This window comes from Rhizorhabdus antheiae, assembly GCF_049889055.1.
In the GTDB taxonomy this organism is placed as follows: Bacteria; Pseudomonadota; Alphaproteobacteria; order Sphingomonadales; family Sphingomonadaceae; genus Rhizorhabdus.
This window is the reverse complement of sequence record NZ_JBLTWO010000009.1, coordinates 14,409-25,946: the sequence shown is the minus strand read 5'-3', so window position 1 is coordinate 25,946 and position 11,538 is coordinate 14,409. Positions and strand designations below refer to the sequence as shown.

10 protein-coding genes are annotated in these 11,538 nt (G+C 67.8%); 7 read left to right on the top strand and 3 right to left on the bottom strand.

Translation table 11 applies throughout. The features are described 5' to 3' along the window. The first annotated feature begins 4 nt into the window (after positions 1–4). The 7 genes from ACNI3R_RS16140 to lexA all read left to right on the top strand — a co-directional run bounded on the left by ACNI3R_RS16140 (position 5) and on the right by lexA (position 8,419). Positions 5–2,413, top strand: a complete 2,409-nt coding sequence (locus ACNI3R_RS16140) for a TonB-dependent receptor (RefSeq protein WP_426185183.1) — start codon at positions 5–7, stop codon at positions 2,411–2,413. Positions 2,414–2,532: 119 nt separating this feature from the next. Continuing rightward, entirely contained in the window at positions 2,533–4,692 is a 2,160-nt protein-coding gene (locus tag ACNI3R_RS16135; protein ID WP_426185181.1) for a prolyl oligopeptidase family serine peptidase, read from the top strand. 93 nt (positions 4,693–4,785) lie between these two features. Beyond that, entirely contained in the window at positions 4,786–5,106 is a 321-nt protein-coding gene (locus ACNI3R_RS16130; protein WP_426185179.1) for a PilZ domain-containing protein, read from the top strand. A gap of 132 nt (positions 5,107–5,238) precedes the next feature. Beyond that, positions 5,239–6,033 (top strand): indole-3-glycerol phosphate synthase TrpC, encoded by a 795-nt coding sequence (gene trpC / locus ACNI3R_RS16125; protein WP_426185177.1) that lies wholly within the window; start codon positions 5,239–5,241, stop codon positions 6,031–6,033. Next, positions 6,030–6,503, top strand: coding sequence for a cyclic pyranopterin monophosphate synthase MoaC (gene moaC / locus ACNI3R_RS16120; protein ID WP_426185175.1), 474 nt, complete (start codon positions 6,030–6,032; stop codon positions 6,501–6,503). Before trpC ends, moaC begins: the two co-directional genes overlap by 4 nt. Then, on the top strand, positions 6,503–7,690 hold the full coding sequence (locus ACNI3R_RS16115) for a molybdopterin molybdotransferase MoeA (RefSeq protein WP_426185173.1): 1,188 nt from the start codon (positions 6,503–6,505) through the stop codon (positions 7,688–7,690). The genes moaC and ACNI3R_RS16115 overlap by 1 nt, the downstream gene beginning before the upstream one ends. 57 nt (positions 7,691–7,747) lie before the next feature. Next, entirely contained in the window at positions 7,748–8,419 is a 672-nt protein-coding gene (gene lexA, locus ACNI3R_RS16110) for a transcriptional repressor LexA (RefSeq protein WP_426185171.1), read from the top strand. A gap of 49 nt (positions 8,420–8,468) precedes the next feature. Here lexA and ACNI3R_RS16105 read toward each other — a convergent pair whose 3' ends face one another. From ACNI3R_RS16105 to ACNI3R_RS16095, 3 genes are all read right to left on the bottom strand, one after another. Then, complete coding sequence (locus ACNI3R_RS16105) at positions 8,469–8,840, bottom strand: VOC family protein (RefSeq protein WP_426185169.1); 372 nt, start codon at positions 8,838–8,840, stop codon at positions 8,469–8,471. A gap of 82 nt (positions 8,841–8,922) precedes the next feature. Further along, positions 8,923–11,067 (bottom strand): ComEC/Rec2 family competence protein, encoded by a 2,145-nt coding sequence (locus ACNI3R_RS16100; RefSeq protein ID WP_426185167.1) that lies wholly within the window; start codon positions 11,065–11,067, stop codon positions 8,923–8,925. Further along, complete coding sequence (locus ACNI3R_RS16095) at positions 11,036–11,482, bottom strand: nuclear transport factor 2 family protein (RefSeq protein WP_426185165.1); 447 nt, start codon at positions 11,480–11,482, stop codon at positions 11,036–11,038. Before ACNI3R_RS16095 ends, ACNI3R_RS16100 begins: the two co-directional genes overlap by 32 nt. Positions 11,483–11,538: the final 56 nt, after the last annotated feature.

The window sequence follows — 11,538 nt, the reverse complement described above, 5'->3', positions numbered from 1 at the left end:
CCGCATGACGAACAGAGATTTGGCCGGCTCGGGCTTTCTGGCATTGGCCTGCGTGGGATTCATCGCGAGCGCGCCGGCTGCGGCGCAGACTCCCGCGAAGCCGGACGAGGAGAAGCGGCTCGGCGGCATGACCGTCAGTTCGACCGCGATCGACGAGGACACGCCCAAGGTCGAGCGGATGGAATCGCCCAAATATACCCGCCCGCTGCTCGATACGCCGCAGACGATCACCGTCATCAACAAGGCGACGATCCAGCAGCAGAATCTCCTCACCCTGCGCGACGTGCTGAGCACCGTCCCCGGCATCACCTTCGGCGCGGGCGAGGGCGGCTTCGGCTATGGGGACCGCATCATCCTGCGCGGGCAGGACGCCAAGAACGACGTGACCGTCGACGGGGTGCGCTCGGCCGCCTTCCTCAACCGCAACGAGGTCTACAATATCGAGCAGATCGAGGTGTCGAACGGCGCCAATTCGGTCATGAACGGCGGCGGGTCGGTCGCCGGCACGATCAATCTCGTCACCAAGCGGCCACAGGGCGACGACCAGACGATCGTCGATGCCGGCGTCGGCACCGATAATTATTACCGCGCGACGCTCGACGCCAATCGCCGTGTCAGCGACCTGATCGCGGTGCGCCTGAACGCGGTCTATCATGAGAATGACGTACCCGGTCGCGACGTCGAGGATTATAAGCGCTGGGGCATCGCGCCCTCGGTCACCATCGGCATCGACGGCCCGACCAGCCTGACGCTGCAGTTCGAGCATCTCGACGACAAGGCGATGCCGCAATATGGCCTGCGCTATTACGCCAATCTCGGCGGCTTCCTGTCCGACTTCGACCGCAGCGGCTATTATGGCTTCGCCAATCTCGACCGGCAGGATTCCAAGACCAATTCGATGCAGGGCATCTTCAGCCACCGCTTCAGCGATGCGCTGAGCGTCCGCAACCTCACCCGCTACGAGAAGATCCGCCAGCACACCGTCACCAGCCAGCCGACCGGCACCTTCTGCCTCGCCTCGACCGGCCTGCAGCCGACCGTACCGGGCGCCACCGTCGGCGTCGCCTGCCCGGCGACCGTGCCTGCCGGCTATTATCTGCCGACCGGCGGTCGCGGCGTCGAACGTTTCATCACCAACGAGACCGCCTATACGCAGACCGACCTGACGGCCGAATTCGCGACCGGCGGGATCGAGCACTCGATGGTCGCCGGCGTCTCCGCGCTCTGGCAGGACTATCGCCAGACCCAGGGCACGCTGCCGCGCAACGCCGACGGTTCCACGCCCACTTTCCCGCTCGTCAGCATCGCCAATCCGGGCGCCGTGGTGCAGGGGCCTGCCGGCTTCACCTATGGCAGCAACATCTACACCGGCCCGGTCAACTTCATCCTGACGAGCCGCAATTTCGGTACGCAGAAGAGCTACGCCGCCTATCTGTTCGACACCGCCAAGTTCACCGACTGGTTCGAGCTTAACGGCGGTGTGCGCTATGAGCATGTCAAGGGATCGAACCGCACGCTGAGTTATGTCACCACCGCAGGCGCCGCCAATCTCGGCGACCTGAGCGCGGCGACAGGCCCGTTCCGCCTGAGCGACAATCTTCTCTCCTATCGGATCGGTGCGGTGTTCAAGCCCTCGGCAAACACCAGCCTCTACATCGCCTATGGCAATTCGAAGCTGCCGTCGCAGGCCTCGGTCGATGGTGCCTGCACCAACGCCAATTGCCGCCTGAAGCCGGAAACCACCTATAATTACGAGATAGGCGCCAAGGCCGACCTGTTCGACGCCCGGCTGCTGCTGACCGCCGCGCTGTTCCGCAACGAGCGCAACTCGATCCGCGTGAACTCAAATGACGTCAATTTCCCCGAGCAGGTGCTCGACGGAAAGCAGCGTGTCGAAGGCGTCTCACTCGGTGCGTCGGGGCAGATTACCAGCAACTGGACGATCTCGGCCAATTATATGTATCTCAAGTCGAAGGTGCTGCAGGGCGTATCCGACTTCTGTCTCGCCAACCCCGGCACCGCCTGCAGCAACAGTGTCGCTTTCCCCGACCCCACGCGCGGCTATGAACTGCTAAACACGCCGAAACATTCGGGCAGCCTGTTCACCACCTATCGGTTCGGTTTCGGGCTCGAGGTGGGCTATGGCCTGACCTATCAGGGCAGCTTCCTGCTCAACCAGCCGACCGTGGCCCAACTCGCCGCCGGCAATTATGTCGGCTACCGCGTGCCGAGCTACACCATCCACCGCCTGATGCTGTCCTACCCGATCAGCGACCAGCTGAAGGCACAGGTCAATGTCCAGAACTTCACCAACGAGAAATATGTCACGACCGTCCGCAACAACGTCAACGGCAGCTGGGCACAGCCCGGCGTGACGCGGCAGGCGGTGTTCAGCCTGAACTACAGCTTCTGATCGATCGCGACGTTCGCACGAACGCATCCGCCGCCGGCGTGCCGGCGGCGGATTTGCCTTGCGCGCATGGCGGAGACACTCGCAAGATTAGGCCATCACCCGGGGCCGGAGCCTGCCAGATGTCCTTGTCTCTCGATCGCCGTACGCTGCTCGCCGCGAGCGGAGCCGCCATCGCCTTGTCGGCCACCCGCGTCCGCGCGGGCACGTCGTCGCCGACAACGCCCGTCGCCCGTATCCAACCGGCCATCGACGATTATTACGGGACCCGGGTCACCGATAATTATCGCTGGATGGAAGACCCGAAGGACGCGGACTGGCTGCCCTTTCTGCGAGGCCAGAATGCCGGCACGCGCGTAGCGCTCGATGCCCTTCCGGGACGCGCCGCGCTGGCGAAGCGCATCAGTGCTCTTTCCGGCGATGCCGCGCTCACCCTCCGCGTGGCTCCCGCCGGCGACCTGCTCTTCTATGAACAACGACCGGCCGGTGCCGACAATTTCCGGCTGATCGTGCGCGACGCGGCCGGGAAAGAGCGCGTCCTGATCGATCCCACCGTGATGACGATGGACGGAGCGCATGTCTCGCTCGACTGGTGGCAGCCGAGTTTCGACGGCGGGCATCTCGTCTACGGCTTGTCTGCGGCCGGCTCGGAAGCATCGATCCTCCATGTGATGGATGTGAAGGGCGGCAAAGTCCTGCCCGAGCGGATCGAGAACACCGATTTCGGCGTGACAGGCTGGCTGCCCGACGGATCGGGCTTCTTCTACATCGCCTTCGTCAATCCAAGGGGTACGCCGCGCTTCTATCTGGACGGAGAATGCCGCCTCCACCGGCTGGGAACCGATCCGGCTACCGACCGCGTCCTCTTGAAACGGGGCATGTACCCGGACATCCCGATGGGAGAGACGCAGATCCCGTCGGTCCAGACGAGCGAGAATGCATCGGTCTGCCTGGTCGGAGTGGGTGACGTCCGGCCGGAAGGCTCCTACTGGACCGTGCCGCTCGCCGACCTGCTCGGCGGCACCCCGCGTTTCGCTCGGGTAGCGACGCTCGATGACATCGTCGTATCGACAGCGCTGACGGGGGATGATCTCTATCTGCTGACCAACAAGGGCGCGAGTCGCGGCCGTGTCGTGCTGACCTCCGCCGGCAAGCCCGACATCGCCTCTGCCCGGGAAGTGATCCCGCAAGGGCCCTCGGTCATCGAAAGCCTGAGCGCCGCGCGTGACGGCGTCTATGTCACCGTCATGGACGGCGGCATCGAGACGCTCTCGCGTCTGAGCAACGGCCGGGTCGAAGCGATCAAGCTGCCGTACGAAGGCTCGATCGGCGGCCTGTTCACCAGCACCAGCCGCGACGGCGCCTTCCTCAACCTCAGCGGCTGGCTCCAGCCGTCGAGCATCTGGGCGGTCGACCGCGCCGGCACGGTCAGCGACATCGGGATCAACCCGCCGCCGCCGATCGACGTCCGCCCCTATATGACCGAACGCGCCTTCGCGACCGCGCGGGACGGGACGAAGATACCCTATACGCTGATCTATCGCCGCGGCCTGAGGCGGACCGGCACCGCACCCACTTTGGCGACCGCCTATGGCGCCTATCAATATTCCTACTCGCCGCGCTTCTCCGCCTCCCTGCTGGCTTTCCTCGACGAAGGCGGCGTCTATTGCGTGGTCAATGTGCGCGGCGGCGGCGAATATGGCCGCGAGTGGCACAAGGGCGGACAGAAGGAAACCAAGCCCAATACGTGGCGCGACCTGATCGACACCTGCGAGACGCTGATCCGCGACAAGCTGACCAGCCCCCGGCATCTGGCGATTTCGGGCACCTCCGCCGGTGGCATCACCGTCGGTCGCGCCATGACCGAGCGGCCCGATCTGTTCGCGGCGGTGATCTCCAATGTCGGCTGGGCCAATCCGATCCGCTACACCGCCGAACAGAATGTATCGGACATCGATGAATGGGGGCCGATGGTCGACGCGAAGAGCTTCCGGATCATGTACGACATGGACAGCTATCAGGCGGTGCGCGACGGCACGCCTTATCCCGCCCTCCTCTGCATCACCGGCGCGACCGACCCGCGTGTGGCGCCGTGGCACATGGCGAAGTTCGCCGCCCGGGTGCAGGCCGCCACGAGCAGCGGCAACCCCGTGCTGCTGCGCGTTGACTTCGATGCGGGGCATGGCGTGGGATCGACCCGGGCGCAATCGGACGCACTGGCGGCAGACAGCTATGCCTTCGTCTTGTGGCGAACCGGCGCGAAAGCCTTTCAGCCCCGCTGAAGAGCCGAGCGGCAACCGCGCGACTCGGACGGTCTTTACGCATTCATAATCAACGGCATGTTAGCCATGTTTCCCGGATCGAGAGGGAAATCGATGCTTTCTGCCGAAGTCACCGTCATCAAACCGTCGCGCCGCCGGGAAGAGAGACTGCCGGCCGACATCCGCGCCCGCTATGGCGCCTCGGGCAATCCCGAACGCGCGCTGTGCCGGATCATCGACGTCTCCAAACATGGCGCGCGGCTCGAAGTCTATTGCGACCTGCCGCTGTCCACCAGCATCACCCTCAAGCTGCCCAACAGCGAGGCGCTGGCCGCGCGGGTGGTCTGGTCCAAGGATTTCGAAGCCGGATGCCGGTTCAACGAACCGCTGTCGGACGACGAACTGGAGTTCATCTTCCGCAAGGGAAACGCCTGACGCTGTCCCCCACCCGGCGATCGTCGGGCCGCTAACCCGTCGGCGCCGACCGGACAAGGGAGGACGGCGCGCCCCCTTTCCCGCTCGGCCCATGCTGGACCCGCACTGCGTCCGGGGCTATGCCGCGCGACGATGAGCAACAAGCTGACCGAGATTTGCGACGTCAAGCGCGCGCTGGTGGCGCAGCGCAAGTCCGCGATCGCCTTTTCCGACCTTTCCGACCGAGCACGCGCCGCTTCGGCTCCGCGCGGTTTCCGCGCCGCACTCGACGCGAAGGTCGCCGCCGGCGGCTATGGCCTGATCGCCGAGATCAAGAAGGCATCTCCGTCCAAGGGCCTGATCCGCGCCGATTTCGATCCGCCCGCCCATGCGCGCGCCTATCAGGAGGCCGGCGCTGCCTGCCTCTCGGTGCTGACCGACGAACCTTATTTCCAGGGCCATGACGACTATCTGGTTCAGGCGCGCGCAGCCTGTGCCCTGCCCGCGCTGCGCAAGGATTTCATGGTCGACCCGTGGCAGGTGACCGAGGCCCGCGCACTGGGTGCCGATGCGATCCTGATCATCGTCGCGGCGTTGTCCGACGCGCAGATGGTCGAGATCGAGGACGCCGCGCTCGATTGGGGCATGGACGTGCTGGTCGAAGTCCACGACGCCGAGGAGTTGGAGCGCGCGACGGCCCTTCGTTCGCGGCTGATCGGGGTCAACAACCGCGACCTGCGCGACTTCACCGTCGACTTCGCGCGGACCTATGAACTGGTCGGCCGCGCGCCCGCCGGCTGCACCTTCGTCGCCGAGAGCGGCCTGGGCTCGAAGGCCGATCTCGACGCGATGGCAGAGCATGGCGTGCGCTGCTTCCTGGTCGGCGAGAGCCTCATGCGAGAGGCCGACGTCGCGGCTGCCACCCGCCGCCTGCTCACCGGCGCATGAGCGGCGGGCTCACCCATCTCGACAAGGACGGCGCGGCCCGCATGGTCGACGTCTCGGCCAAGGCCGAAACCCGGCGCGAGGCCGTTGCCGAAGGCCGCATCCTGATCGCAGCGGATGCGCTGGAGGCGATCCGGGTGGGCGCGGTCAAGAAGGGCGACGTGCTCGCGGTGGCCCGCGTTGCCGGCATCATGGCGGCGAAGAAGACCGCCGATCTGATCCCGCTCTGCCATCCGCTGCCGATCACCGGCGTGACGCTCGACCTGGCCATCGAAACCGACGGCATCCGTGCCACTGCCACGGTCGGCACGACCTATGGCACCGGCGTGGAGATGGAGGCGCTGACCGCCGTCTCGGTCGCACTGCTGACGATCTACGACATGGCAAAGGCGCTCGATCGCGGCATGCGCATCGCCGACGTGCGGCTGCTGGCGAAGAGCGGCGGCCGGTCGGGCGACTGGACGGCCGACTGATGGCGCTGATACCGGTCGCGGAAGCCCAGGCGCGCATGCTCGCGCTACGCGGCCCGCTGTCCGAGGAGAGCGTCCCGCTCATCGATGCCCTGGGCCGCTACGCCGCGCAGGACGTCTTCGCGCGCCGTACCCAGCCGGCGATGGATCTGTCGGCGATGGATGGCTATGCGATCCGCTTCGCCGAACGACCGGGGCCCTGGACCGTCATCGGCGAAAGCGCGGCCGGCGGCGGGCTGGACCGTGCGCTGGAGCCGGGCGAGGCCGCCCGTATCTTCACCGGCGCCCCTGTGCCCGCCGGCGCGGACACGATCCTCATCCAGGAAGAAGCGACACGCGACGGCGATCGGCTGACCATGACGGGCGAAGGGCCGCCCGCGATTGGCGCGCACATCCGGCCAGCCGGCGGCGATTTCCGAGACGGCTCGCCGCTGCTCGCCCGGGGCAGCGCGATCGGCCCGGCGGCAATCGCGCTGGCGGCGAGCGGGGGCCACGGAAACCTGCCCGTGCGGCGGCTCCCCCGGATCGGGCTGCTCTCGACCGGCAACGAGCTGGTGCCGGCCGGTGAGCCGACGCCAGGCGCGCTTCTGCCCGCCTCCAACGGCCCGATGCTCGCCGCGCTGCTCGGCCGCAGTGCCTGCACCGTGACCGACCATGGCATCGTCCGCGACGACCTCGACGCCATCGCCACCGCCTTTGCGCGGATGACGGGCGAAAGCGACATCATCCTGACGACCGGCGGCGCATCGGTCGGCGATCATGATCTGGTGCTCCCGGCGCTGAAACAGGCTGGCGCGACCATCGATTTCTGGCGGGTCCGGATGAAGCCGGGCAAGCCTGTGATGATCGGCACGCTGGGCGATGCGATCATACTGGGCCTGCCCGGCAATCCGGTGTCGGCCTTCGTCACCGCGATGCTGTTCGCCAAGCCGCTGATCGCCCACCTTCTGGGCGCCGCCCACCCCGTGCCTACACCGATCACTGCGCGCCTTACGGCCCCCCTTCCGGCGACCGGCAACCGCGCCGAATATGTCCGCGCGCGCTGGGCGGGGGGCGGCGTGGAACCGCTGTCGGGACAGGACAGCGCGGGGCTCGCGGCGCTGGTGCAGGCGGAGTTGCTGATCGTCCGCGAGGCGGAGGCGGAAGCCCTCCCGGCGGGTGTGGAAGTCGAAGTGCTGCCCCTCGCTTGACAAGATTCCTGCGGTTGCCTAAATGTTCCCCGTCCGTTCCCGATGGGGTCAAAGACCATGCTCACGCGCAAGCAACATGAACTGCTCTGCTTCATCCAGGAGCGCCTCTCGGCGACCGGGGTCTCACCTTCGTTCGAGGAGATGAAGGAAGCGCTGGAGCTCAAGTCCAAGTCGGGCGTCCACCGCCTCATCAGCGCGCTCGAGGAACGCAATTTCATCCGCCGCCTGCCCAACCGCGCCCGTGCGCTCGAGGTGCTGCGCGTTCCGGAAATGACGGGCAAGGTCGCCGCATCCGCGACCAAGGCGAAGGCGGCAGCGCCCGCCATCGTGCCGCAGGCCGCGAACGAGAATGTGCTCGAGATACCGTTGCACGGCCGGATCGCCGCCGGCCTTCCGATCGAAGCGATGGAGGGGCAGAGTTCGCTCTCGGTTCCCGCCGCGCTGTTGGGGCCGGGCGAACATTATGCGCTGGAAGTGTCCGGGGACTCGATGGTCGAGGCCGGCATCCTCGATGGCGACTATGCGCTGATCCGCCGCGCCGAGACCGCGCGTGACGGCGAAATCGTCGTGGCGCTGATCGCCGACCATGAGGCGACGCTGAAATATTTCCGGCGCGAGGGCGGCATGGTCCGCCTCGATCCGGCGAACCGCTCTTATGATCCGCAGCGCTATCGCCCCGATCAGGTGCAGATCCAGGGCAAGCTCGCAGGGCTTCTGCGGCGCTATTGATCCGATCGGCAGGCCCGGCCCCGTCGAGGAGCCGGGCGCCGACCGGCGCTCAGCCGAATTTGCAGGCCGAGAATTTGTTGCCGTCGAGATCGCGGAAATAGGACATGTAGAAGCCGGGGCCGCGCTCGCCCGGCGCACCCTCGTCGGCACCGCCCAGCGCGAGCGCCCTGGCGTGGAAGGCATCGACCGCCTCGCGGCTTTCCAGCTCGAACGCGATCATCGTGCCGTTTCCGGCCGTCGCATCCTTGCCGTCGAACGGCCGGACCAGGCCCAGCATCGGGGCCCCATCCTTGCCGAACACCGCGCCGCCGCTCGGATGGTCGAACATCTTGGTCGCGCCCTGCGTGGCCAGCAGGTCGGTGTAGAAGGCGAGCGCCTTTTCCATGTCGTTCGTGCCGACGGTGACGTAGCGCAATTCCATCATCTCTCTCCCTATGTTCGATCGCGCGGTTGATAGGGCGATCCCTATCGCCTGCCAATGCCGGCCATCCTCGCTCCGAGGCTCATCGGTCGAACCTCACCCAGGGATGATGCCCCGCCTCGGCCGCGACGGTGGCGACCCCGCCTCGGTCGAGGTCGATCGCGATGCCGCCGGTGCGCGCGAGCAGGCGGCGGTCGATCGTCAACCAGCGCGCGCGACAGCCGCGCGGCAGGCGGCGGTCGCTGATCACGATGTCGGCGGTGGCGCAGATCCGGGTGAAGCGCGCCCAGTCGAGCCGATAAGGGCTGCGCGTCGCCGCGATGCGCCACCGCCGTCCGCCACGCGCGATCTCGGTCACGCACAGGTCGGTCGAGCAGCGCGCCTGCATCAGCGCGTCGACCGGCAGGGCTTCGCCATCATGCCCCGCCGCCTCGCCGAGCATGCCGCGCACATAATCGCCCGCCCTCTCGCGCAGCAGCGCGACGCGGCCGTCGCCGAGAACGAAGGCGACATGCCGCCCGTCCCCGGTGATGAGCAGATCCGGCGCAGGCGCCGTGAGGGCGAGAAGCGTCCCGAGGGTGCAGGGCAGCAGCCCCCAGCGCCGCCAGCCGGTCCGCCACAATGCGAGCCACAGCCCGCCGACGATGAACAGCCCGAAGGCCAGACGCCCCATGGTCGGCAGCATCGTCACCGCGCCAGGCGCCTCGGCCACAGTGCGGGCGAGCCAGAGCAGGCCCGACAGCGCCTGCCCCGTCATCCACCAGAAGGGCGCACCGAGGCCGACCGCATCGAACAGCAGCGCCAGCGCCTCGGCCGGCATGATCAGGAAGGTGGTCAGCGGAATGGCAACGATATTGGCGAGCGCGCCATAGAGACCCGACTTGTGGAAATGGAACAGCGCGATCGGGGCGAGCGCGACCTCGATCACGAGGCCCGACAGCAGCAGCAGCGCGAGTCCGCGCCCGCGCCGGACGAACCAGGCCTCCTCGCGCGGGGCGGCGAAGGCGCGTATCCGGGGATGGTCGAGCAGGGCGACCAGCGCGGTGACGGCAGCGAAGCTCAGCTGGAAGCTCGGCCCGGCAATCGCCTCGGGCCAGAGGAGCAGCACCACCAGCGCGCCCGTCGCGACCAGCCGCAAGGTGATCGCTTCGCGCCCCATCGCGATCCCGGCGAGCACGAGCAGCGCCGCGATGCAGGAGCGGATCGTCGGCACCTGCGCGCCCGACAATAATGTATAGACAATGCCGGCAAGTGCCCCCGCCCCGGCCGCGATCAGCAGCAAGGGCGCCCGCAATGCCAGCGCCGGGCTGAGCGCCAGCAGGCGCAGCGTGAGCAACATCACCCCGCCGACCACGGCCGAGACGTGCAAGCCCGAGACCGACAGCAGATGCGCGAGGCCCGCGCGGCGCAAGGCTTCGGCATCCTCCTCGGCGATCGCGCCCTGGTCGCCGGTCGCGAGCGAGGCGGCCACCCCGCCCTCGCTTCCCGGCAGCCGCGCCTCGATATGGCGCGACAGCGCCGCGCGCCGGTCGGCGAGCCAGCCCAGCCAGCCAGCCTCGCTTCCTTGCGTCACCACGGGCTTGTCGAGTGCCTTGCCGGTCGTGCCGAGCCCCTGGAACCAGGCGGTTCGCGCGAAGTCCTGCGCGCCGGGCACGGGCGGAGGCGCGGGCGGCATCAGCCGGGCGCGCACGACGATGCGGTCCCCCACCGACAGACGCTCGTCGACCTGGGTCTCGTCGATGTTGAGGCGCAGGCGCGACGGCAGCGGCGCGGCGACCTGCTCCACCGTTACCCGCACGATCTCGCGCGCGGGCAGGCGTTCGACCGCGACGACCCGCCCCGCGACCAGCGCCACCATCGGCCGGTCGATGCGCGGCGAGGCGACCCAGTCGGCCCTTGCCCAGATCAGCACGACGCCGAGGAGGGCGACGACGCCGCCCACCGCCATCATCCGGCCGATCCGCGCTCCCAGGCCGACCGCACATCCCGCCAGCGCAAACGCCGCAAAGCCCGCCATCGCCGCGAACCAGGCGAAGCGATCGGGCAGCACCATCCAGGCGGCGATGCCCGCGCCGAGCGCGACCGGCAGCCACAGCGCGATCTGGTCGCGCTCCGCCTCCAGCCGCCGCTCGATCGCGGCGAGCGGGTTCAGCCCGCGCAGCGCCGCGCGCAGGCCGCCTGCACCCGCCGCAGGGTCAGAAGAGGAGAGGATCGTCGAGCGGCTCACCGACGTCGATCGCCTTGCCGAACAGCCGCGCCTCGGCCTGGACGGTGTCGAAAAACTCCCACAGTTCGACGATCTGGTCGCCCTCGACGCGGAAGACCTGGCAATAGGTCTGCTCGTAGCGTTCGCCGTCGAGCGTCTCGGCGCCGCCCTCCATCATGCCGACGACGATCGGCGGATCGACCGCGAAGATGCGGTAGCGGCGGCCGAGATTGACCTTGCCCGGCACGAGGTTCGCCATGACCTTGGGGAAGGTCTCCTCGAACAGCTGGCGCTTGCCGTTGCAGCGGCCCGACACCGCCGTCCGCCCTGCCACGTTGAGCACGACATCGTCGTGCATCGTCGCGGCGAATCCTTCGACGTCCATGCGCCCGAGGCAATCGTACCAGCGCTCCACCACGCCTCGGATATTCGTCATGCGCCCCGCCTCCCCGTGCGATCCTCTCGGGACAAAGGTCTATGCCGCGCGCACGG